This is a genomic window from Alkaliflexus imshenetskii DSM 15055 (genome assembly GCF_000517065.1).
Taxonomy (GTDB): Bacteria; Bacteroidota; Bacteroidia; order Bacteroidales; family Marinilabiliaceae; genus Alkaliflexus; species Alkaliflexus imshenetskii.
In genome coordinates, this window is record NZ_KI912105.1 from 2175341 (window position 1) to 2197404 (window position 22064).

The 22064-nt window shown below is 43.2% G+C and carries 18 protein-coding genes and 1 tRNA gene; 9 read left to right on the forward strand and 10 right to left on the reverse strand.

The annotated features are described in order from the left end of the window. Positions 1-6: 6 nt before the first annotated feature. Positions 7-1296 (reverse strand): O-acetylhomoserine aminocarboxypropyltransferase/cysteine synthase family protein, encoded by a 1290-nt coding sequence (locus tag ALKIM_RS0109115; protein WP_026474365.1) that lies wholly within the window; start codon positions 1294-1296, stop codon positions 7-9. A 511-nt stretch (positions 1297-1807) separates the two neighbouring features. On the opposite strand from ALKIM_RS0109115, the gene ALKIM_RS18135 reads away from it, so the two are divergent. From ALKIM_RS18135 to ALKIM_RS0109135, 4 genes are all read left to right on the forward strand, one after another. After that, entirely contained in the window at positions 1808-2182 is a 375-nt protein-coding gene (locus ALKIM_RS18135) for a hypothetical protein (protein ID WP_044117848.1), read from the forward strand. A 124-nt stretch (positions 2183-2306) separates the two neighbouring features. Then, entirely contained in the window at positions 2307-2912 is a 606-nt protein-coding gene (locus ALKIM_RS18140; RefSeq protein WP_044117849.1) for an RNA polymerase sigma factor, read from the forward strand. Further along, positions 2882-3301: a hypothetical protein gene (locus tag ALKIM_RS0109130; RefSeq protein ID WP_026474366.1), complete on the forward strand. Its 420-nt coding sequence runs from the start codon at positions 2882-2884 to the stop codon at positions 3299-3301. The genes ALKIM_RS18140 and ALKIM_RS0109130 overlap by 31 nt, the downstream gene beginning before the upstream one ends. Further along, complete coding sequence (locus ALKIM_RS0109135; protein WP_026474367.1) at positions 3291-3821, forward strand: Spy/CpxP family protein refolding chaperone; 531 nt, start codon at positions 3291-3293, stop codon at positions 3819-3821. Before ALKIM_RS0109130 ends, ALKIM_RS0109135 begins: the two co-directional genes overlap by 11 nt. A 2-nt stretch (positions 3822-3823) precedes the next feature. On the opposite strand, the gene ALKIM_RS0109140 is transcribed toward ALKIM_RS0109135, so the two are convergent. Next, the gene (locus tag ALKIM_RS0109140; protein WP_026474368.1) at positions 3824-4798 is read right to left on the reverse strand and encodes a hypothetical protein; all 975 of its coding nucleotides are present in this window, start codon (positions 4796-4798) and stop codon (positions 3824-3826) included. Positions 4799-5702: 904 nt separating this feature from the next. Between ALKIM_RS0109140 and ALKIM_RS18145 the strand changes: the two genes are divergently transcribed. The 3 genes from ALKIM_RS18145 (at position 5703) to ALKIM_RS0109155 (ending at position 11824) form a co-directional block, all read left to right on the forward strand. Beyond that, positions 5703-7085, forward strand: a complete 1383-nt coding sequence (locus ALKIM_RS18145; RefSeq protein WP_084555850.1) for a TolC family protein — start codon at positions 5703-5705, stop codon at positions 7083-7085. Between the two features lie 54 nt (positions 7086-7139). Next, positions 7140-8279: an efflux RND transporter periplasmic adaptor subunit gene (locus tag ALKIM_RS0109150; protein ID WP_084555851.1), complete on the forward strand. Its 1140-nt coding sequence runs from the start codon at positions 7140-7142 to the stop codon at positions 8277-8279. 143 nt (positions 8280-8422) lie between these two features. Then, entirely contained in the window at positions 8423-11824 is a 3402-nt protein-coding gene (locus ALKIM_RS0109155) for an efflux RND transporter permease subunit (protein ID WP_026474370.1), read from the forward strand. Between the two features lie 106 nt (positions 11825-11930). Here the strand turns inward: ALKIM_RS0109155 and ALKIM_RS0109160 are convergent, their stop codons facing one another. Next, positions 11931-13631: a Na/Pi cotransporter family protein gene (locus ALKIM_RS0109160; protein ID WP_026474371.1), complete on the reverse strand. Its 1701-nt coding sequence runs from the start codon at positions 13629-13631 to the stop codon at positions 11931-11933. A 504-nt stretch (positions 13632-14135) separates the two neighbouring features. On the opposite strand from ALKIM_RS0109160, the gene ALKIM_RS0109170 reads away from it, so the two are divergent. Continuing rightward, positions 14136-15791 (forward strand): SulP family inorganic anion transporter, encoded by a 1656-nt coding sequence (locus ALKIM_RS0109170; protein WP_026474372.1) that lies wholly within the window; start codon positions 14136-14138, stop codon positions 15789-15791. A 13-nt stretch (positions 15792-15804) separates the two neighbouring features. Here the strand turns inward: ALKIM_RS0109170 and ALKIM_RS0109175 are convergent, their stop codons facing one another. Beyond that, positions 15805-16281: a 3'-5' exonuclease gene (locus ALKIM_RS0109175; RefSeq protein WP_026474373.1), complete on the reverse strand. Its 477-nt coding sequence runs from the start codon at positions 16279-16281 to the stop codon at positions 15805-15807. Between the two features lie 69 nt (positions 16282-16350). Continuing rightward, a tRNA-Ile gene (locus ALKIM_RS0109180) sits at positions 16351-16425 on the reverse strand. Positions 16426-16680: 255 nt separating this feature from the next. On the opposite strand from ALKIM_RS0109180, the gene ALKIM_RS0109185 reads away from it, so the two are divergent. Continuing rightward, positions 16681-17298, forward strand: coding sequence for an HAD family hydrolase (locus ALKIM_RS0109185; protein WP_044117852.1), 618 nt, complete (start codon positions 16681-16683; stop codon positions 17296-17298). A gap of 21 nt (positions 17299-17319) precedes the next feature. Here ALKIM_RS0109185 and ALKIM_RS0109190 read toward each other — a convergent pair whose 3' ends face one another. The 5 genes from ALKIM_RS0109190 to ALKIM_RS0109210 form a co-directional block, all read right to left on the reverse strand. After that, a complete protein-coding gene (locus ALKIM_RS0109190; RefSeq protein WP_026474375.1) occupies positions 17320-17748 on the reverse strand; it encodes an SPOR domain-containing protein in 429 nt (142 codons plus the stop codon). Between the two features lie 405 nt (positions 17749-18153). Continuing rightward, on the reverse strand, positions 18154-19098 hold the full coding sequence (locus ALKIM_RS0109195) for a lipocalin family protein (protein WP_044117853.1): 945 nt from the start codon (positions 19096-19098) through the stop codon (positions 18154-18156). A 21-nt stretch (positions 19099-19119) separates the two neighbouring features. After that, positions 19120-20031: a hypothetical protein gene (locus ALKIM_RS0109200; protein WP_026474377.1), complete on the reverse strand. Its 912-nt coding sequence runs from the start codon at positions 20029-20031 to the stop codon at positions 19120-19122. Between the two features lie 147 nt (positions 20032-20178). Next, complete coding sequence (locus tag ALKIM_RS0109205; RefSeq protein WP_026474378.1) at positions 20179-20880, reverse strand: response regulator transcription factor; 702 nt, start codon at positions 20878-20880, stop codon at positions 20179-20181. A gap of 16 nt (positions 20881-20896) precedes the next feature. Next, the gene (locus ALKIM_RS0109210) at positions 20897-21928 is read right to left on the reverse strand and encodes a sensor histidine kinase (RefSeq protein WP_026474379.1); all 1032 of its coding nucleotides are present in this window, start codon (positions 21926-21928) and stop codon (positions 20897-20899) included. Positions 21929-22064: the final 136 nt, after the last annotated feature.

The window sequence follows — 22064 nt, forward strand, 5'->3', positions numbered from 1 at the left end:
TGGATGCTATTTTAGTTTTTCAAAAGCCTGGATAAAATCAGCTTTAATATCGTCAATATGTTCTATTCCTACTGAAACCCTCAGAAGTCCCCGCTCCACGCCGGCTGCTTTTTGTTCATCGATGGTAAGTTGTTCATGCGTGGTTGAGGCCGGATGAATGATGAGCGTTTTGGCATCGCCCACATTGGCCAGATGGCTTACCAATTTTAGGTTGTTGATGAACAAATCGGCGTCACCATTGATTTTAAAGGTGAGCATGCCGCCAAAGCCTTTCTTCAGGTATTTTTTTGCTGCTTCATGGTAGGGGCTGCTTTTTAGTCCAGGGTAATTCACATATTCCACTTGCGGATGATTTTCCAGCCATTGCGCCATCTCCATGGCATTGGTTACATGTCGTTCCATACGCAGCGAAAGTGTCTCGAGCCCCTGAATAAGCAGGAAAGCGTTGAATGGGCTAAGCGCAGGGCCATAGTCACGCAAACCTTCCACGCGTGCGCGGATGATGAAAGCGATGTTGCCGAATGCACTGCCAGCTCCAAACACATCCCAGAATTTCATCCCGTGGTATCCTTCTGATGGTTCGGTGAACATTGGGAATTTACCGTTGCCCCAGTTGAAATTGCCTCCATCCACAATTACACCACCAATACTGGTGCCATGCCCGCCAATCCATTTGGTGGCTGACTCAACCACAATGTTCGCACCGTGCTCTATCGGTCGGAAAAGATAACCGCCACCGCCAAATGTGTTGTCAACAATTAGCGGAATGCCGTTGCGTTGAGCCACCTCTGCAAGCTTTTCAAAATCGGGTATATTGAATTTTGGATTTCCGATGGTCTCTACGTAGAGCGCCTTGGTTTTTTCATCGATGGCAGCCTCGAAGTCGTCGGGGTTGTTGCTTTGAACAAACTTCACCTGTATGCCGAGTCGTTTAAACTGAACTTTGAATTGATTGTAGGAGCCACCATATAAGTATGAGGTACTCACGAAATTATCTCCTGTTTCAAGGATGTTACTTAATGCAATGAACTGTGCTGCCTGACCGGAAGAGACTGCCAGAGCAGCCACACCACCTTCGAGCGCAGCCATGCGTTTCTCAAACACATCGGTGGTTGGGTTTTGTATTCGTGTATAGATGTTACCAAACTCCTTCAGCCCAAAAAGATTGGCAGCATGTTCGGCATCTTTAAACAGATAGGATGAGGTTTGATAAATTGGTACGGCACGCGAAAGGGTTACAGGATCAACCTCCTGTCCGGCATGCAATTGCAATGTTTCAAAATGTAGCTGTGACATGTTTTTAGTCTTTTGTCAGGTTATATTATTCATTTTTAATAAACAGAAATAGCTCAACAATGCGGGTCGCATCGGAATCTGACAGTAACAAAAACTAAATGGAATAATAAAGATCAGACAGGATGCGACAGGCCGTTAGCGGCGCATGGACATTCGCATCGTGGAGAAAGAAGCTGATGACATAGTCAAAACTATTGCTAAGGCCATTGTGGCTGAGCAATGCATCAGGTGATGAATGTTTTGACGGTTTATCATATCTTTAATGTCTGTAATTGCAAATATGGCTATTTCATCGTGAAAAACAAATAGAACGACAAGAAACTATTTTTTTGTAGCAAAATTAAGGTATAGTAGGTCTGTTTTCTTTGGGTTATTGCCATTGAAGTTCATTGTTAAAGTGCGATACAGGCATTTTTACGTTATCTGCGAAAATTTCAATAAAAAATGGCTAGCCTGCGAATGTTTTTAAGATTGGTTGTGTCCAAAGAATACAACCAAAAATATAAAGGCAATGAAAAAGTTCGTTTTATCAATGATGACAGTTGCAGGTTTTCTTTTTATGGGAACCGTAATTGCAGAAGCACAAGAGAAAGAAGCAACTAAGGCAACTACAACTGAGAATGTGCGCAGTGGGTTTGTTGATGCCGATGGAGATGGCGTGTGCGACCGGTACGATGGTACCCGTCCCGGTAAAGGATTAAGAGAGGGGCAGGGCGAAGGCGTTAAGCGAGATGATGGAGTCAGACGCGGTATGCAAAAAGGTTTGCGTGATGGACGCGGCCAGAAACAAGAGATGCGAGATGGTACCGGACAGGGTAGGGGACGAGGTGACCGCCAGCAATTGCGAAATGGCACCGGACAGAATTGTCCCAATCCCCAGAAATAAATATCTTGATGGAGTTGCCTGAAATATTTGGATGATATGAGGCTCATTCGCTTTCAGACAACTCTATCGATATCAAATGTTGGGTTTTGCCCCTATTGCATAAGGTTTTTACAATGTTTTGCCAATGAAACATCCATCGTCTGACGATCTCGAAATTGTTGCAAGAATTAGGGCTGGTGATAAGGAGTCCTTTTCTGCTCTGGTTGAGAAGTACAGTCAAAGGGTATTTCAATCATGTATGGGATTTTTGCATGATACGGATGAAGCTGCTGATCTTACGCAAGAAGTGTTTGTTAAGGTCTTTGAAAAGTTAGGTGATTTTAGAGGTGAGGCGAGTTTCTCAACCTGGCTTTATCGCATCACACTAAATATGGCACTCAACCATTCGCGCAAACTTAAGTTGAAGCGTTTTTTTTATCGCTTTTCTGAGGATGGACAACGGCCAGAGTTACAACTCACCAATGATTCAAGTGCCGACAGTGGTATCATTCGGGAAGAGCAGCGGCAGTTGATTCGAAAATGTGTGGACAAGCTTCCGGCGATGCAGCGAAAGGCCTTTATATTAAATCATTATCAGGACATGAGCAACAGTGAGATGGCGAGTGTTTTGCGATTGTCGTTAAAAGCAACCGAAAGTTTGTTGTTTAGAGCCAGGAGTAGAATGAAGACCGAACTAAAGAAATCGTTAAATCCTGAGATATGGAGTGTAAGCAATACGAACAAGCAATAGCCGGTTTAACCGAAGGAGTTATTTCCAAAGAAACGCTTTTGGCTCACCTGCAAGCATGCTCCTCATGCCGAATGCTTTATAATGCTTGGGCGTTTGCCGGTGAAGTGATTGCTGATGAAAAATCGGCACAGGTATCGCCTTTTATTCACACACGCATTATGGCAAATGTTGGCAAGCGTGCCCAAGGTGCACATGGTTGGTTGCAAGGTGTGGCACTGGCAAGGGTGGCCTTGGTCTGGTTTGCTTTAGTGGCTGGTCTATTTGGTGGCTGGTGGGTAGATGGTTTCAATCATGACGATGGAAAACAAGCTGTTTATATCGATTATTTTTATACAGACCGCATGTCAATCGAATCGGGTTGGTTAAATAATGACTTTTATGAAGAATAAAACGATAGGTTTCTTACTCCTTATTTTACTTGCTTTTATAACAGGTGTTTGGGGATATCGGCTGATTAAGCCCGCAACGGATGAGGATGTAGTTGTCTCTGATGTGGTTGATGCTACTCCGGGGCGAGGTTTTCGTCACATGGTTGATGAGCTCGAATTGGATGATAGTCAGGCAGAAGCTTTTCGTCAGCTCGAAACCACCTACAGAGAGAATATTCGCCATTTCAATGGCGATTTAAGGATACTTGAAAGAGCTATTATTGAGGAGTTGTCAGTTATAAATCCGGATACAGCAATGCTTCATGTATATGCCGATTCTATTGGGAAAGTTCAAAGTCAAATCAAGCTTTTAACCATTCAGCATTTTTTGGCTTTACGCGATGTATGCAATGAAGAGCAGCAAGCGCGACTCTCGAGATTATTTACACGACTTGAAACAAGTGCTGGACGGGGTCGTGGAGCAGGATATGGCCGCGGAGAGGGAATGCAACAAGGCCGCAGACATCGACAAACAAAATAGTATTAGAACATTTGCTGTTCAAACAATCCGCGTGGGCGTCTGGGCTTCTCTCCGAAGTACCAGGTTAAATCAATTGATGGGAAAATCTTTACTTTAGAAGAACCATAGTTGGCAAATGAAAGGATGTAGCCGGGCGAGATGGAGGTATTGTGGTTTAGAAAATAGTTTAGTGCGCCATGGTGTTCAACAGCGTTAAGAGTCTCAAAATTGTGGAAGAAGAATTTTACCCCACCTTCAATAAATGTGCGATAAGTAAGTTGTGCATCTACGCGTATCCGTGCGTTCACCAACACGCCTTTGCCGGTTAATGCGGGGTTTCTGCTACCTCCCAAATGCTCATCAATGTCAATCAAATCGTTGGATCCAAGCGGGAAGCCATAATCCAGTGCCAGTGCTGCGGTTAATATCAGGTAGGGCTGCTGATTCACACAGGTGTAGTCATAGTCCCATGGTTTACTGATGATTAGCTCGTTGCGAACAGTAAATATGTGCGGCACCTTCACCAACGAGTCGGCAATGGATTGATATCTTTTTTGTTTCGCCCATTCTAATCCTGGCGTGGATGAGTAAATGCCGTGACGACTTGCGACCCACCAATTGTCAGAACGGATTCTGTGCTTAAGCATCAGGTTTGGAACCCAGAAAGCTGCTCCAAGTAGCGATTGTAACTCGTTGTTTCGGTGTATGCCAAGTCGTGAAGGTGTGGTAATGCTCACGTTGCCGGCATTCACAGTGGTGATGTAGGCCGTCTCCGCAGACCAGATATGGTCATCGCGCTGAAAATTTTCCCTCGCTCCCATTGGCTGAAGGGGGTTAAACATATTGCCCTGAGACACTTCCTTTTGTCTTTTCTCTAAATCGCGTGTGGCGCGCTCTGCCTGACTTCGTTTTCGGAGACGAAGAAACTGGGCGTGAACATCGCCACCGCCGGTAAACTCCAGCATTAACACAACTATCAAGATTAGCAAGCGCATCATTGGTCGGGTAATTTTCAGCAATTTACCAAAAAAATATTTTCGGGTAATTATATTTTACACTGATATTCAGTTTTTAGTGACAACCATCATTGCAATATTGAGCTACCATGAAAACAGTTATACCCAATTGTGAGGGTATAACTGTTTTCATGCTTTCCCAACAAGCTTGATTTCGTAGAATAGGCATCGTTGAATATTTCTAGATTTAATCGCGGATTAAATAGTTGTAAAACAAAGAATAACAGAAATTTAAGGCGCTGTTTTACGCATCAAATATTGTTCGGTGATAAGTTGTGTATAACCTTATCTCCAAGCGATTTATATCTCAGTGTTACAAAAACGTTATTAATTTAAAGCAATAAATTATGAAATCAGTAGGCCTATAATTGGGTTAACAGGATGTGTTAGATCTCCATAAGTAATTTGGTGCAAATAAATAAGTTTTATCAGAGTGGATTTAACTCTGGAAGCCGCCATAGATAGAAGTTTCAAATAAATTGTCACATTTTTTATCCGGATGCAACCATTTTGAAATTTTTGTGTCATAAAGCAGCAATGGAATGTGGTGTTGATGATGGATTGGGTTTTAAGCGTGTTTCATTCAATTGGTTGCTTTGGCATTGACTATTGGGGAGTAGTTGTTTAATGGGCGGTTGCTCCTTTCGCATACTCACAAACTATCTGTATTAAAGGGTTTAAATGCTTCAAACGCAGTTTCGCTATTGAGCGGCAAAAATCAACTACTCATCGAAATTTGTTTGTAGGCATTTATAGGATGGAATAATTTTGGCCTTGAATTGAGTCTGCAGGGAACATTCTCATATACCATCTGTTTTGGGTTTGGAGTAGACTTGACCACCCATACCAGCATTGCTGGAGTTTTAATTCGTGAATTATTAAGCTAATGAAGAAGAGAAGTATGTGTTTATTTATTAGTAGGCGATTACAAGTGTTGGTAGTATTTTCCTTTTTCCTAATCCGGATTGATGCCCAAGTGCAGGTTAAGTCCTATACTTTGCAGGAGGCTCTGGATCATGCATCAGAAAATGCATATCAAAAAATCAGTTCAGATTATGATGTGGCATCTGCCAAAAAGAAAATATGGGAGACGATAGCCACCGGATTGCCGCAAGTTGATTTTTCATCACAGTATAACCACTCCCTCGACTTAGCAAAAAGTCTTTTGCCAATTGAGTTTTTTCCTGAGGAGAACTGGCCATCCGGAGCTCAGCCGGGCGATAAAATACCTGTTGCTTTTGGTACCTCTTATGATGCCAATTTTGCGGTGGGTGTTTCTCAGCTGATATTTGATGGCTCCTATTTTGTTGGTATTCAGGCCACGCGGGTTTTTCTTGAGCTTACCGAGCAACAGCAACGCAAAACCGAAGTGGAAATACGCAACGGGGTAGCGCAGGCGTATTTCATCGCCCTGAGTGCAAGAGAAAACCGTAATGCTTTCACCGAGCTGCTTAAAGTAAATGAGGAGATTTTGCGCGAAACGCGTGCGCAGTTTTCCAGCGGTTTTGTAGAGTCGATGGACGTATCGCAAATGGAACTGTTGGTGAACGACTCCCGCAAAAGGTTGATGGAGGTGAGCCGCAACGAAGAGGTGGCGCTGGCTGTGTTGCGCTTTTCGATGGGACTTAATCCAACCGACGAAATTGAACTTTCCGATTCGCTTACATATCTATCGGGACGTATCATAGCCGGAGGCATGCCAATGGAGATTCTGGTGCCCGATACGCATGTGGATTATCAACTGGCCATGAGCAATGAGGAGAGCCAACGGCTGTATCTTAAGAACGAGCGTGTACAATACCTTCCGAAGATCAGTGCATTTTACAACTATCAAAAGATGGGATTTGCTGATGACTGGAATCTTTTTGATGAAAAATGGCATAAAGCCCAGATGGTTGGTTTAAAGGTTAGTGTGCCAATTTTCTCCTCGGGAATGCGATATGCACGCGTTCAGCAGCAGAAGTTAAGTTATCAGAAGAGCCAGAACGAGCGCGAAATGGTGCTGCACGACCTCTACAACCGCTTTTTAACCGCGCAGGCCGATATGCGAAGCAGTTACGACAACTATCTGTATAGCATCGAGAATCGTAAGCTGGCACTCGATATTCTTGAGAAAACCAGGGTGAAGTTTAGCCATGGCATCGCTTCCAGTTCTGAGTACACACAGCAGCAGAGCCAGTATATTCAGGCGCATCTTGGATATGTGCAGTCCGCCGTTAACCTAATGAATGCCCATATTGCACTATTAAAAGCTACCGGTCAGCTATAGCACCGGAAAAGTTTGTTTTATATTTTATGTGAGACCATTAATGTGATTATAATAATGAAAAGTAAATTGATTCTTTGGCCAATGATTTCCGGTTACCTCTTTCTGTCGGCTTGTGGTTCGCGTGTGGCAGACGAAAACTGGGAGAAAGCTGATCAACTGGCTGAATACAAGGTTCAGATGGAAGATCTACGGAAGAAGATAGCTCAACTAGAGCGTGAACTAAATATTGTTGACGATAAATCAACGGTGAATGTGGAGATTACTCCGGTGGTGAAAACCAACTTTGAACATTTTGTTGATGTAATGGGACGGGTACAATCTGACCAGAATTTGCTGGTGAGTCCTGAGTCTGCCGGTAATATTGTTGAGATTCTGGTTAAGGAGGGCGACAGGGTTACTAAAGGTCAGGTGCTTGCACGGCTAAATACCGATGCTCTGGATCGTTCTGTACAGGAATTGGAGGTGAATCTGGAGTTGGCCAACACACTTTTTGAGCGTCAGGAGATGTTGTGGAAACAAAATATTGGCAGTGAGGTGCAATATCTTCAAGCCAAATCAAACAAGGAGTCACTGGAGCGCAGGCTGGAAGGGCTTAAAGCGCAACGTGCCATGGCAGTAATCACCTCACCGGTAACAGGTGTGGTGGACGACTTAATTCAGAAACGTGGTGAGATGGCCGGCCCCGCAACTCCTTTTGCACGTATCGTAAACCTCGATAAGGTCTATATTACCGCAGATGTTTCTGAGGTTTATCTCAATCAGGTGCGCCACGGCGATTCAATTCAAGTCTATTTTCCGGTTCTGGATTTAACACGTAACGCCATCATTGCCCGCACGTCATCGGTGCTTGACCCTGACAGTCGTACTTTCAGAATCCGGATTGAACTGGACAACTCACGCAACCAAATTCGACCCAACCTGATGGCTGTCCTCAAACTAAGGACTTACCAGAACCAGGAAGCAGTGGTTGTACCTTCCATACTGATAAAACGTGATTTTGTTGGTGACTTTCTTTTTGTTGCCGAGGAGAACAATGGCCGCACTGTGGCCCGCAAACGTTATATCGAGCGTGGATTAAACGACAATAACAATACGGTAGTCTATTCGGGGTTAAATTCAGGTGATGGCATTATCACTCTGGGTTATGGTCAGGTGGTAGATGGTACCGTTTTGAATCATACCGGGCTAAACTAAAATAGTGCGATAACGTGCTGGCGTTTAATATTTAATCCCAGACATCATCTCTCCTTATTAACTTACGGGCTTGTATTGCTTTAAGCCCGCCGGGAGAGGTTGTATTTTTTCTATTCATTTTCCATTTATAACATTCTAGCCAAATGGAGCATATTAAAGACGGAGATATCAGTCACAGACAGTTTAAGCCTACTTTTTGGGCACTCGCCAATAAGAATACAATTTATATATTGACTTTCTTTTTATTGCTGGGCGGAATAATGACCTATAGAGGTTTGCAACGGGAGTTGTTTCCCGAGATAGTCATCCCTTACATTATGGTAAGCACACCATATCCCGGAAATAGTCCTCCCGATATTGAGAACCTCATTACCCGCCCAATAGAGAAGCAACTTAAAGGGTTGAACGGTGTTAAAAGGTTGTCTTCGGCTTCTTTTCAGGACATGAGCCTTATCGTGGTTGAGTTTGATGCCGATGTAGATGTAAAGATTGCCTTGCAGGATGTAAAGGATCAGGTGGATAAATCTAAAAATGATCTGCCCGACGATTTGGATACGGATCCCATCGTGGAGGATATTGATTTTTCTGAGTTTCCGGTGATAAATATTAACCTTTCGGGTGATTACAGCCTGATAGAGCTTAAGAAGTTTGCCGAGGATTTGCAGGAAGAGTTTGAATCGTTGCGTGAGGTACGAGAGGCAGATATACGTGGAGTTGATGAGCGGGAGATAAAGATTCATGCCGATCCGCTAAAGTTGGAGGCTTTTAACCTCACCTTTTTTGATATTGAGCAGGCTGTGATGAGCGAAAATGTCACCATTGGAGCTGGCGAGATTTTAGTGGATGGCACCCGTCGATCGGTACGTACGGAAGCCAACTATCGCACCATTGAGGAATTGGGGTCAACCATCGTAAAATTTGAGAACGATAAAATCGTTTATCTGCGCGATGTGGCCGAGATTATTGATGGTTTTGAGGAGAAAAGCTCCATTTCGAGGCTTAACCATCAGCCAGTGGTTACTTTGAGTATTGTGAAGAAAAGCGGAGAGAACCTTCTGGACGCTACCGAAAAGATTTTTAAGATTATTGAAGCGCGGCAAAAGAGCAACATGCTGCCTCCTGACCTTACAGTGACCATCACCGACGACCAGTCGGTATATATCCGCGATCAGATAAGTAATCTCGAGAACTCAATTATTTTAGGAATGATTCTGGTGATGCTGGTGTTGTATCTTTTTATGGGTATCAGAAACGCCTTGTTTTCCGGAATTGCAATCCCAATGTCAATGTTTATCTCTTTCCTGATACTGGGAGAGATTGGATATACTATCAATACCATGGTTCTCTTTAGCTTGTTGCTTGCGCTGGGAATGCTAGTGGATAATGCCATAGTGGTGGTTGAGAACTCGTACCGACTTTTTGAGGAGGGCTACTCACGTATGGAAGCGATAAAGAAGGGTGTGAGTGAAATTGCCATTCCCATTATCTCGTCCACTGCAACCACGTTGGCAGCATTTTTCCCGTTATTGTTCTGGCCCGGAATTGTGGGAGAGTTTATGAAATATCTACCCATCACATTGATCATTGTGCTGTCGTCGTCGCTTTTTGTAGCATTGGTACTAAATCCGGTTTTTGCGGCAAGGTTCATGGCCATAGAAGATCCCGGCAAGAAGGTGAATCACAAACAACTTTTTTTAATCACCGGTCTGATATCTGTTATTGGCATCATTTTTTACATTGTTGGCAATATTCTCGTAGGGAACATCCTACAGTTGCCGTTGTTGCTGAGTTTGTTAAATGTGTTTCTGCTTAAACCGGCAGCATGGAAGTTCCAGAACCGGCTGCTTCCCTGGCTCGAGAACCGCTACGAAGCAACGCTGAAACTCGCTTTGGGCAAACGTACATCTGTTTGGTTGTTGGTGGGAATGGTGGGAATGTTTATTTTCTCAGTCGTCTTTTTTGCATCGTCGGTACCCAATGTGATATTTTTCCCTGAGAGTGATCCTAAAACGGTTTACATAACCATGGAGTTGCCTTTGGGAACCGACATCGACAAAACGGATGAGGCTGCTCAGCGTGCCGAGGAGATTGTGTATGGCGTACTGGAGCCCTATAAGCACATTGTGAGTTCGGTAGGGGTAAATGTGGGCAATGCACGTGGCGATTTTTTTGAACCCGGCAGAGCTCCCAACAAAACCCTCTTTATTATCACTTTTGAGGAGTATGAGTTTCGCGATGGCATCAGCACATCCAAGGTGATGCAACAATTAACCGAAGCTTTGAAGGCTTTTACCGGCGCTAAATTTTTCGTAGAGAAAGAGGAAAATGGCCCGCCCGTAGGTAAACCAATTAATCTGGAGTTGGCGGGAGATGATTTTAACAGGCTGGTGGCAATTGCCGAAGATGTGAAACGACACATTGATGAGGTTCAGATACCAGGCATCGAAAACCTGGAGATGGACATAAACATCAGCAAGCCGGAAATGCGCGTGAATATCGACAGGGAAATGGTACGGCGACTTGGCCTTTCCACACAGATGGTAGCAGGGTCACTGCGTACCGCTTTGTATGGCAGCAGGGTAGATAAGTTCAAGGATGGTGAAGATGAATTCGATATTGTGTTGCGGCTGGAAGATCGCCACCGTAACAATGTGGCATCACTAATGAACATGAAGCTAAAGGTTGAAAAAGATGGAAAGAGCTATCACATTCCGGTGTCATCGGTGGCGCGCTTTACGTACGATACCACATACGAAAATATCAAAAGGAAGAACAACACCCGTATGATTACTTTGTATTCGAACGTGATTGAGGGGTACAATGCAAATAAAATTAATGAGCGTATTCGTGATGTAATGGATAGCTATGAAATGCCCACAGGTTATAGGTGGGAGATGACCGGTGAGCAGGAGAACCAGCAGGAGACTTCAGAGTTTCTGCTAAAGGCGCTGATGATTGCCATTGCACTCATCGCAATGATTCTCATCACACAGTTTAACTCAGCCATTAAACCGCTTATTATTTTAGCTACCGTGGTGCTAAGTACAATAGGTGTATTCATGGGTCTCGGTACTTTCAGAATGGAGTTTGTAATTTTGATGACTGGGGTCGGCATTGTATCACTTGCAGGAATTGTGGTTAATAATGGCATCGTGCTCATCGACTATATCGATTTAAAGCGCCGTGAGAAAAAAGAGTTGCTTGGGCTGCCCGAGAATGGCCGTTTATCACGCGAAGATGAGAAAGCTGCCATTATTGCTGCCGGAAAGACGCGTCTTCGCCCGGTGTTGCTCACAGCCATCACCACCATTTTAGGGTTGATACCATTGGCCATCGGTCTCAACTTCGATTTTTTCGGATTGTTCTCGGAGTTTAATCCACGTATCTATTTCGGTGGTGACAATGCCGCATTCTGGGGGCCAATGTCTACCACAGTGATTTTTGGACTTACAACTTCAACCTTTCTCACTCTGATAATGGCACCTGTGATGTATATTATCGCGGTGCGTGTTCGCAACCGGTTTGTTAAGGAGAAAGTGGATTAAGGTTATATATAATAGCAAGATAAAGCAAATGCGGTGCATGATTCATACACCGCATTTGCTTTATTTAAATCTTTGTGGACTATCGATTCTTCAGAGGTAATTTAATCTATTTTTTTGATGATACCTCTTTTAGTGCTTCTGAAACATTGATGGCATAGTCTCCAAGTTTCTCGCACTCAGAGAAAATGTCATTGAAAAGGATGCCGGCCTCGTATGAGTAGACATTCTTCGAGAGATTGTCGAGGTGATCAGCCTTTAGCTGATTCCTGTAATTGTTGATCTGATCCTCAATTTGAACAGCCTTGTCGAGAATCACATGCTGCTCATCCACGTTGAGGTTGTCGCGCATAATTTCTAACGACTCTTCCACAAGATTGAACATCAGTTCCAGTTTCTCCATGGCCTCTTCGCTAAAGGTGATTTTTTTCTCGCGCATACGGTTAACTGAGCGGGCAAGGTTGAAATTACAATCACCTACACTCTCCAAATCACCTACAAGTTTGAGCATCGAACGCATGCGCCGGCGCCCTTGTTCACTTATTTTGTGCTGTGATACCTGACTCAGATAGTTGGTGATTTCCACCTCCACATTGTCGCAAATGCCTTCGTATTTCTGAATTTTGGTGTAGAGCTTGTTGAATTTCTTATCACTGGTTTCGTATAATAGTTTTCTGAAGAAACCAAACATTTTTGAAGTGTGTTTTGCAAAAAACTGCACCTCTTTTTTGGCTTGCAGAAGCGACAGTTCCGGAGTGCTCAACATGCCGGTGGTAATAAATTTCAGGCGGAAGTCCTCTTCTGAATCTTTGTCACGCTGTGGAATCATCTTTATCACCAGTTTTTGAAGCAGAGGTGTAAACCAAATAAAAATGAGTACATTAAGAATGTTGAAAGAGGTGTGGAAGAGGGCCAGGGCAGTAGGAATTGCTGCAGGCGACTCTGAGGGTGACACACCGTTGTGATGCGTTACAAAGTGATCAATCCAATATGTGAATTGGTTGAATATAGCCAGCATCCAGATAACACCAAGCAAGTTAAATATAAGGTGTACGCGTGCGGCACGCTTGGCACTCAGATTGCCTACCGATGCTGCTATATTGGATGTGACAGTGGTACCGATATTTTCGCCTAGAACCATCGCCGCAGCCATCGGGAACTCAATCCATCCCTGATTACACATTACGAATGTAAGTGCCATTGTTGCAGAAGAGGATTGTATGATAACGGTTAAAAGGGTGCCAATGCCCAGGAAAATGAGCGTAGAGGTGAACCCAAGGCCGGTAAAACGCTCCACAAAGCTCATGATTTCGGGGTTCTCATTGATGTTGGGTACTGAGTTTTTGAGGAAATCGAGACCCAAAAAGAGCAAAGCAAACCCGAGCAGGAATTCGCCCCATGAGCGTCGGTTGCCTATTCTGCTAAAGATAAGCGGCAGGGCAATGGCAATCATTGGCAACGAATAATCGCTGATGGCAACTTTAAACCCGAAGAGTGTAATAACCCATCCTGTAACTGTGGTTCCTATGTTGGCGCCCATAATAACCCCTATAGATTCTTTAAGGGTTATGAGACCGGCGTTTACAAAACCTACAACCATCACAGTAGTTGCGGAGGATGATTGCACCACGGTGGTAACAAAAAATCCTGTCAAAACGCCAAAAAACCTGTTGGAGGTCATGGCTGACAGGATGCTTCTCATTTTTGATCCGGCTACTTTTTGAAGCGATTCACTCATCATCTTCATTCCAAACAGGAACATCCCGAGTGAACCGACCATGGTCAGGAAGTCGAAAAAAGAATAGTTCATTGTTCTTGTGTGTTGGCGGTAGTCCTTTTGGCAATGATTCGCCTGCTTCTGACATTTAGAAGATTACCGCGTGCAATTATTTGTTGACGGTTACAAAAATAGACTTTTTTCTTTTTGCAGGAAATCTGTTTACCCGGTTTTTATGCATACGGCATTGCAATCATTGTTGCTTCAGGCCGAAATGGTTTCATTGTCAAGATAACCAGTCTGTTGCAAACCAATGTTGATTTCTCCTTTTTGGTATGATTTTACATAGCGTCATTTCTGTTATCTATTTCTTGAAGTGCGAGCAAATCTGTTCTGAATGAATTACGGCTTAAATTCCCAAATGGCAAAGATTACCCTGATTGCCTTTCAGAAGATGATTCCGTAACCCTCTCAATGGTATTTCCTTTTCCCACTTACGTTTAAAGTTCACAATAAAAATGCAATATTCCTGCTTTTTAATGACAACGATACGCTTTTTACTTTAAGTTTGTACTTTATTTAAATCCGATATGTGTTATGGAACACCTGTTTCTTCCAAAATTCATTACGACTTTAAAAGAGGGGTACACGCGGCATCAATTTACTAAAGATATTATGGCCGGTACCATTGTGGGCATCGTGGCACTTCCTTTGGCCATTGCTTTCGCCATCGCATCAGGTGTTGGTCCCGAGAAGGGTTTGGTTACTGCCATCGTAGCAGGGATATTGATTTCCCTATTGGGTGGCAGCCGCGTGCAAATTGGAGGTCCTACTGGTGCATTTGTTGTAATTGTTGCCGGTATTATTGCCAACTATGGAATTGATGGTCTAATCATTTCCACCATAATGGCAGGTCTCATTATGATTGTTTTTGGATTGTTGCGTTTAGGCGTCATTATCCGCTTTATTCCCTATCCGCTCACTGTTGGATTTACTAGTGGTATCGCAGTTCTAATTTTTGTATCTCAGATAAAGGATTTTTTTGGACTACAAACCGGCCCAATGCCAGCAGATTTTGCCGGAAAAATAAACATGTTGATAGTATCATTTGATACCATCAATCCTGTGGCGCTTGGTATTGGCGTAATGAGCGTTTTGGTTACGCTGTTTTGGAGCAGGATAACTGCACGTGTGCCGGGGTCGCTTATCGCTTTGCTCATAGGTGTGGTGCTTGTTATAGTTTTTGGCGTGAATGCTGAAACCATTGGCAGTAGATTTGGTGAGATACCCTCTAGACTTCCTTTGCCGTCCTTTCCCGATGTGAGTATGGATTTAATTATAAAGCATATTGGTCCGGCCTTCACAATCGCGATGCTTGGTTCCATTGAATCGTTGCTTTCGGCTGTGGTATCGGATAGTATGATTGGAGGACGCCATAGAAGCAATACTGAATTGATAGCGCAGGGAATAGCCAACGTGGGCAGCGGATTGTTTGGTGGCATTCCTGCCACAGGCGCCATTGCACGCACGGCAACCAATGTGAAAAACGGAGGTAGAACGCCTGTTGCAGGAATTGTACACGCTTTGGTATTGCTTATAATTATGCTTTTTGCCGGAAAATGGGCAGCCCTCATACCTCTTTCCGTACTAGCCGGAATACTTATGGTGGTAGCATACAATATGAGTGAATGGCGCTCGTTTGTTACCATTCTGCGTGGGTCGCGTTACGATGTACTTGTGTTACTCACCTCGTTTATTCTAACGGTGGTGGTGGATTTAACCATCGCCATTCAGGTAGGTATGGTACTTGCGGCGTTACTGTTTATGAAACGTATGGCCGATGTGGCAGAGGTAAAGCCGCTTGTTTCGTATGCATCAGGCGACAAGGATGATACAGGTATGGTGGGTTTGGAGCTTCCGAGAAATACCGACGTATTCGAGATTTCGGGACCTATGTTTTTTGGTGTTGCCAATAAGTTTAAAGAGCTGATGCATGAAATTGCGGATGATTCAGACATCATAATCATCCGGATGCGAAATGTACCAATGATTGATGCAACAGGTATTCATAATTTCAATGCCATGCTCGGACACTTTATTCATAAACGAAAACGCGTTTTACTCTCAGGCGTTAATGAAACCGTATTGTCGGAGTTGCGTCGTCACGGCATTGTGGCATTGGTAGGAAAGGAGAATATCTTTTCCCACTTTGAGGAGGCGCTGGCCAAGGCACAACGTGTAAGTAAGCGATAGATTGGTGGCTGTTCTAAAGTCCCAGATGCATGAGGTAGAGTTTGGCGCATGCACGTGCATCGCTTAGCGCATCATGGTGATTTAGGTCAATGTTGAATCTGTGGCACAACGCGGCAAGGTTGGAGCGGTATATGCGATAGGTACACTTTTTCTCATATTCAGGCTCCTGAAGTTCATAATATTGCAAAGTGCTCTTTAGAACCGGAAAATCGAACGATAGTCCATTATGGGCAACCACCGTCTGATATTTAATGTAGGGTTCAATCAAGTGCCAGACATCTTCAAAAATGGGAGCTTCGGCAGTTTTGTCAGGTGTAATGCCGTGCACCTGAACCATTTTTCCCCAATAGTAGTTTCCCGGAGGCTGCACCAGCATATCAATTTCCTTTACTATTATACCATTCTCAACACGCACAAGACCAACCTGGCAAATGCTCCAGCGGTGTCCCTGTGCTGTTTCAAAATCGATGGCTGTGAATGTGTTGTCCATCTGGGTTTAATTAGAGGTTTGGAAAATAAAAAAGGATTTCATCCGGCAGGGACGAAATCCTTTTTTTTGTGGGCCCAGCTGGGCTTGAACCAGCGACCCCCTGATTATGAGTCAGGTGCTACTAACCAACTGAGCTATGGGCCCTGCTAACAAATTTGTATCTTTGTTTTTTAGCGAATGCAAAAATACAAAGAAAATAGAATAATCAAATATTCTGAGACGAGATTGTTGGTGGTATTGAAAAATTTAATCGCAATTTTTTAGCTTTGTGCCTGCTAATTCTAAGATAGAAAGCTTTTTAAATGATGGATTGGTTTGTGCATAATGGAACTGAAAAAGTTTAATTCTATGTAGCATCAGTGAGTTGTTTTGGTATTGAATCGAAAAAATGGAGATGAAATGGATAATGTGAAGAATATTTTGTTTGATTTGGGCGGTGTTGTAATCGACATTGATGTGCAACGTACGGTAGATGCACTGGCAAAACTTTTTGGAATGGAGGGCAACGTAACGCCGCGTGATGTGCTTGGGCAGGAGGTTTTTCTTCGATATGAAACCGGACTGATTAGTTCTTCGCAGTTTGTTGCTTCCATCAGACGATTGTCGGGTAATGGTGTGAACGAAAGCGATGTGATTGATGCGTGGAATTCGATGCTTGTGGAAATACCTGAAAGACGTGTAAAGACCATTGAGCGATTAAAGTTGCAACACAAACTGTATGTGTTGAGCAACACCAATTCGTTGCACGTGGAACGCTTTGAACGGATGGCTCCCGGTTACGACCACCTGTCACAGTTGTTTGACAGGATGTATTTCTCGCATCTGATAGGTAGCCGTAAGCCTGATACAACGGCATTTCTATCCGTTGTGGTGCATAGTGGTATTGTTGCAGAAGAGACGCTCTTTGTAGATGACCTTGCCGATAACATAGAAACAGCCCGTCGGTTAGGATTTCAAACGCTCCATGTTTCCAACGGGCTTGATATTTCTGATTGGTTTGAACAGAACTGGTTTTAGGTTTTGGTAGGGTTCTTTTTCTTACCGTTTCACCAATAGCCAAACGCTTTCTTTGCCTGGCGTATTTCGTTCCGATTCGAGTGCGCTCACCGCTTGTTCCCAATTGTTAAATGACATGTACGATACTTTGTAAAAATCTGGATTGGGACCATGTTCTCTTTGAATTATTTCTGAACGCATGCCTTTTTGAGCCAAATCTTGTTGAAGTTTTTCAGCATTAGAATATTCCATAAAACTGGCTGAAATAAGGAAGTACTTATCATTGCCGGAGGGTGTTTTAAAAACGGGCTCTTCAAATACCTCTTCGGCATATACTTCCGGTTCTTCATCCACCTCCTGAATGGTTTCTTCAACCACAGGTTGTGGCTGGGGTGTGGGTTTTTTGGCGGTTTTGTTACAGGCAGCTATGGAAAATGCCAAGATGATTGTCAGCAGATAAATACTTTTCATAAGATTAGATTTTATAGGGTGTTGTTGCATTAGAAACCGGGTTTTCTCTTTGTTTGTTATCAATAAAAAAGTATTGTTTTTTATCGGGAAAAATACTTTGTAAAGCAATGATGTGTGAATTTACACTCTATAATCAAAAACATCAAATCAAAATCCCCAAAAAACAATCATCTTATATTGTTTTTATCTTTTAGCGCAATGCATAAAATTCAGTTCTATTTTACAGATTTCATTTTAATAGGCGAAAGTTAAAGTATTTTTCCCGGCCTTGTCAAATTATTTTTTAGTTAAAAAGCCCCGTTGTGATTGTTTTTGCAATCTCAACGGGGCTTTAAACTAAGTATTTTGTCTGTTGATTATGTTTGTTTATCCATATCTTGGTACCAATAGTAGTGCACTTTTGTTTTATGGATTTGTTTCGGTTACTTTTAGTGTGAAGGATGTTTCACCGGATTTGTAACGGAACATGTTGATATACAAATATCCGGTGTTGGTTGTGAAGGTCATAGCGCCTTGCTGGTCTTCCTCTTTATTATAGTCGATACGGAATTGATGCTTGTTGCTCTGTTTTTGAAAGAAGAAAGGCACATCAGAAACCCAAATTTGCAAGTATTGCATTAAAGTAGCAAGGTTGGAAAAGTCAGATGATTTGTTCAGAGTGACTTCCACGTTGTAGGTTTTTCCTTTCTCCAGCTTCAGATAGTAATGATATTCAGTGGTGATGGCATCTTTATCCTCGTCAGGCACATTGCCAACAACCACATTGCCTGTTTGGATAGAGGTTGGATTTTTCATGCTTCCTGCCTCCGCCGCTTTGTCATGGAGTTCTTCAAAGTTTTCAATTTTGTCCGGATCAGGCTCGTCATCACCGGGCTCTTCATCGTCATCGGGCTCTGTGATAGGGTTTTCACTTCTGACAGCTTCAAATTTGGTGATGCCATCAGATTCTTCAACCAGAATTTCCAGATTGTCGCCAGACAGTTGCCAGGTAGCAACTACTGCCTCTGAATCTCCATCGATGGTAAAAGTTATCTCATTGCCTTTGTAATCGAAGAATCCTTTTTCAATTACCTGCATACCCTCAAGACTTGTTCCTGTCAATGAAAAATATGTGAATTGGCCATTTTGAAAATGGAAATACTGCGTTGGCTCTTGGGCAGAGGCTGATTTTTCTTCTACAATCTCTGCCTGTTCCTCTTCGGCCTCTATAAATTCCATGGAAGTAATTTGCCAATAACCTTCGAGGGCAAAAGGGGTATTTTTGTCATCCTTTGAACAGGCTGTGATGAACATCAGTAATACGACTGCAGCCCAAAGTTTTAACCACAAACAATTTTTATATGTTGTCATATCTGTTTATTTATCTTTGTTTTACAATTGGTCAACAGTAATGGTAACTTCCACATCTTTCAGGTAGCTGTGAACCTGAATGTAAAGACATTCGGAATCGGGCACTACCATGTAGGTTAACGGATTGTTGGGTGTAGGAAAGTTCTTTTCACTCACATCCACACCGCCTTCGGCAATGAAGTTTTCTGAAATGGTAATGGTTGCGTATTTATTGAACACGTTCTTGTTCACATCTGCAGGAGCCACAATTTCATTTATGCGGATGCGGTAGGTTTTGTTTTTCTCAACATGCAGATAGAATCGGAACATGTTACCGGTGGTTGTTTGAATGAGTTTTTCCTTTACGGTAACACCTGTTTCAATCAACATTGGGTTTATATCGAGACCTAGCTGTTGATTGATTTTATGGCGGGCTGCACAACCTGTGGCTGTATTGTCATCATCACCATCACTATCACCATCGTCGTCGTCATTGTTTCCGGGTTCTTCGGCAGGAGCTTCTTTGGTTGCAACAATTTGCTTAAAAGGGCCAGATTCAAAATCAATGGTTATTTTGTTTCCGGCGATGGTGTATGTAGCCGGGTAAGTTTCGGTTTGGTAAGTCAGGTCAATGTTTCTGCCATTGGAAGTAGCGTATAAACCGGAGTGTTCATCTACTATGCCAGTATAGTTTTTGACAGCGTATTTCCATACGTTGCCATTAAACTCAATGTAGGCATTGTTCTCGCCATTTGGATACTTGATTTCTTCTTCTGCCTGCTCCTGCTCGGGGTCCTCGCTGGCAACGAGGCGTATTTCCTTTTCAATTTTCCATAATCCTTCCAGGGTAGCAGGCTCCTGAGTATCTTTATCTTTGCTGCAGCTTGTGGCCACTGTGATCATCATTCCCAATAAAAGTGCGGGAAGAATTTTGTAGGTGTTTATGTATGTCATTTTGTTTTGGATTAGCATGATATTGCTCGAAAAACCATGCACGTATGTACGCAGTTTTTCAATTAAGGTTCTAAAATTAGACAATATTGTTAAGTAAACAATTGGTTGTCCAATTCTCTATCATGCCAATCCTTGGTCGGCCAGGGTTTAATCTACATACTTGTAGCCAACCCCTTTGATGGTACGGATATGATCCTGCCCAATTTTTTCACGTAGTTTACGAATGTGTACATCAATGGTACGGTCGCCAACAATGATGCTGTCGCCCCAAATGGAGTTATAGATATCTTCGCGGGTGAAAACCTTATCGGGTTTGGATGCCAACAGAAGAAGCAGTTCAAACTCTTTTTTGGGCAGCATGAGTTCATTTCCGGCTACGGTCACCACGTATCGTTCCTTGTCGATAATTAATTCGCCGATTGATATCACGTCTGAGTCGCCCGTATCCTGTACGCCGGTTCCTGAGCGGTACCGCTTAAGCAGAGCTTTGGCACGTGATATCAACACTTTTGGTTTAATGGGTTTTGCGATGTAATCATCGGCGCCGGCTTCAAACCCTGCAATTTGCGAATAGTCTTCGCCACGTGCGGTGAGAAACGCCACGAGTGCGTCTTTCAGTGCTGGTTGGCGCTTAATCTCCTCACAGGTTTCGATGCCATCCATGCCTGGCATCATCACATCCAGAATTATGAGGTGCGGCACGGTTTCAAGTGCAATTTTTATGGCCTCTTTGCCGTTTTGTGCCGTGAATACCGTAAACCCTTCTTTCGTAAGGTTGTAGCTTAGGAACTCCAGAATGTCCGGCTCATCATCCACCAGAAGCAGTCTGTATTTTTCTGTTTCGCTCATGTCTATTTGGGTTATTTTATTTAGCTTTTTTGAGTGTGAAGGTGAATGATGTGCCTTTGCCATACTCACTGTTCACGTTAATGGTTTGTTTGTGGGCTTCAATAATGTGTTTCACAATGGCCAGCCCAAGTCCGGTGCCGCCCTGGTCGCGTGAGCGGCTTTTGTCCACGCGGTAAAACCGCTCAAATATGCGAGGCACCTCGTTTTGCGGAATCCCCACACCATTGTCGCGAACCTGCACCAATACCACCTTGTCCATATCGTAAAAACTTACGGTGGTATTTCCGCCTTCGCGTCCGTAATGAATGGCGTTGACTACCAGGTTGCTGATTACCTGAAAAATGCGTTTTTTGTCGGCATACACCATGGTGGCTTTATCGGTTGATTTGCCAAAGCGCAGATTTATGTGGCGGTCTTTGGCTCTAATCTCCTGCATTTCAAAAACATCCTCAACCAGATTGAAGAGGTTAAACTTTTCGTACTCCATCTCCAATTCGCCCGATTCGAGTTTGGCAATGGCCTCTAGGTCGTTGATGATGGATATCATCCGGTCGATGCTTTTCTCGGTGCGTTTCAGGTAGAGCATGTTTATATTTGGGTCATCAAGCCCACCATCCAAAAGGGTGAGAATGTAACCCTGTATGTTAAAAATCGGCGTTTTTAATTCGTGCGATACATTGCCAAGATACTCCTTTCGGTACTGTTCCAACTGCTTGAGGGTTTGAATCTCTTGAATTTTTCCTTTCATCCATTCGGTTACTTCCTTGTTTATATCCACAAACAGATCGCTCTTGTTGTTGGTGATCTCTTTCAGGGATGGTTTGAAGTTATGAATGGTTTTATAGATTGGCTTTATCTTGGCGTAGATATATGAGTTGATGAAATATTTAACAAGATAGAATGTAGTAGCAGTGAATACCGGGATGGTTATGAGCAAGGAAACCAGTTTGTTCGAAAACCAATTGTTGAGGATGAGAAAAATCAATGCCAGTCCCAGGAAGGTTAGGGTTAGATAACCTGCAATTCTTTGTGGAGCAATCGGTTTCATTTTGAATATGATGCTTTTTGTTTTCCTGTGTGATGTTGGTAGCAGTGAATATTTTGCTGCTGTAATACAAAATTAATTGAAATATAACATACTTTACCTTGACAAGTTGACGAAGGCGCATGTTAAGTTAATGTAA

Excerpts from the sequence above, each read along its gene's own strand:
- ALKIM_RS0109115 (WP_026474365.1), bottom strand. The coding sequence starts at position 1,296 with ATGTCACAGCTACATTTTGAAACATTGCAATTGCATGCCGGACAGGAG.
- ALKIM_RS18135 (WP_044117848.1), top strand. The coding sequence starts at position 1,808 with ATGAAAAAGTTCGTTTTATCAATGATGACAGTTGCAGGTTTTCTTTTT.
- ALKIM_RS18140 (WP_044117849.1), top strand. The coding sequence starts at position 2,307 with ATGAAACATCCATCGTCTGACGATCTCGAAATTGTTGCAAGAATTAGG.
- ALKIM_RS0109130 (WP_026474366.1), top strand. The coding sequence starts at position 2,882 with ATGGAGTGTAAGCAATACGAACAAGCAATAGCCGGTTTAACCGAAGGA.
- ALKIM_RS0109135 (WP_026474367.1), top strand. The coding sequence starts at position 3,291 with ATGAAGAATAAAACGATAGGTTTCTTACTCCTTATTTTACTTGCTTTT.
- ALKIM_RS0109140 (WP_026474368.1), bottom strand. The coding sequence starts at position 4,798 with ATGATGCGCTTGCTAATCTTGATAGTTGTGTTAATGCTGGAGTTTACC.
- ALKIM_RS18145 (WP_084555850.1), top strand. The coding sequence starts at position 5,703 with ATGAAGAAGAGAAGTATGTGTTTATTTATTAGTAGGCGATTACAAGTG.
- ALKIM_RS0109150 (WP_084555851.1), top strand. The coding sequence starts at position 7,140 with ATGAAAAGTAAATTGATTCTTTGGCCAATGATTTCCGGTTACCTCTTT.
- ALKIM_RS0109155 (WP_026474370.1), top strand. The coding sequence starts at position 8,423 with ATGGAGCATATTAAAGACGGAGATATCAGTCACAGACAGTTTAAGCCT.
- ALKIM_RS0109160 (WP_026474371.1), bottom strand. The coding sequence starts at position 13,631 with ATGAACTATTCTTTTTTCGACTTCCTGACCATGGTCGGTTCACTCGGG.
- ALKIM_RS0109170 (WP_026474372.1), top strand. The coding sequence starts at position 14,136 with ATGGAACACCTGTTTCTTCCAAAATTCATTACGACTTTAAAAGAGGGG.
- ALKIM_RS0109175 (WP_026474373.1), bottom strand. The coding sequence starts at position 16,281 with ATGGACAACACATTCACAGCCATCGATTTTGAAACAGCACAGGGACAC.
- ALKIM_RS0109185 (WP_044117852.1), top strand. The coding sequence starts at position 16,681 with ATGGATAATGTGAAGAATATTTTGTTTGATTTGGGCGGTGTTGTAATC.
- ALKIM_RS0109190 (WP_026474375.1), bottom strand. The coding sequence starts at position 17,748 with ATGAAAAGTATTTATCTGCTGACAATCATCTTGGCATTTTCCATAGCT.
- ALKIM_RS0109195 (WP_044117853.1), bottom strand. The coding sequence starts at position 19,098 with ATGACAACATATAAAAATTGTTTGTGGTTAAAACTTTGGGCTGCAGTC.
- ALKIM_RS0109200 (WP_026474377.1), bottom strand. The coding sequence starts at position 20,031 with ATGACATACATAAACACCTACAAAATTCTTCCCGCACTTTTATTGGGA.
- ALKIM_RS0109205 (WP_026474378.1), bottom strand. The coding sequence starts at position 20,880 with ATGAGCGAAACAGAAAAATACAGACTGCTTCTGGTGGATGATGAGCCG.
- ALKIM_RS0109210 (WP_026474379.1), bottom strand. The coding sequence starts at position 21,928 with ATGAAACCGATTGCTCCACAAAGAATTGCAGGTTATCTAACCCTAACC.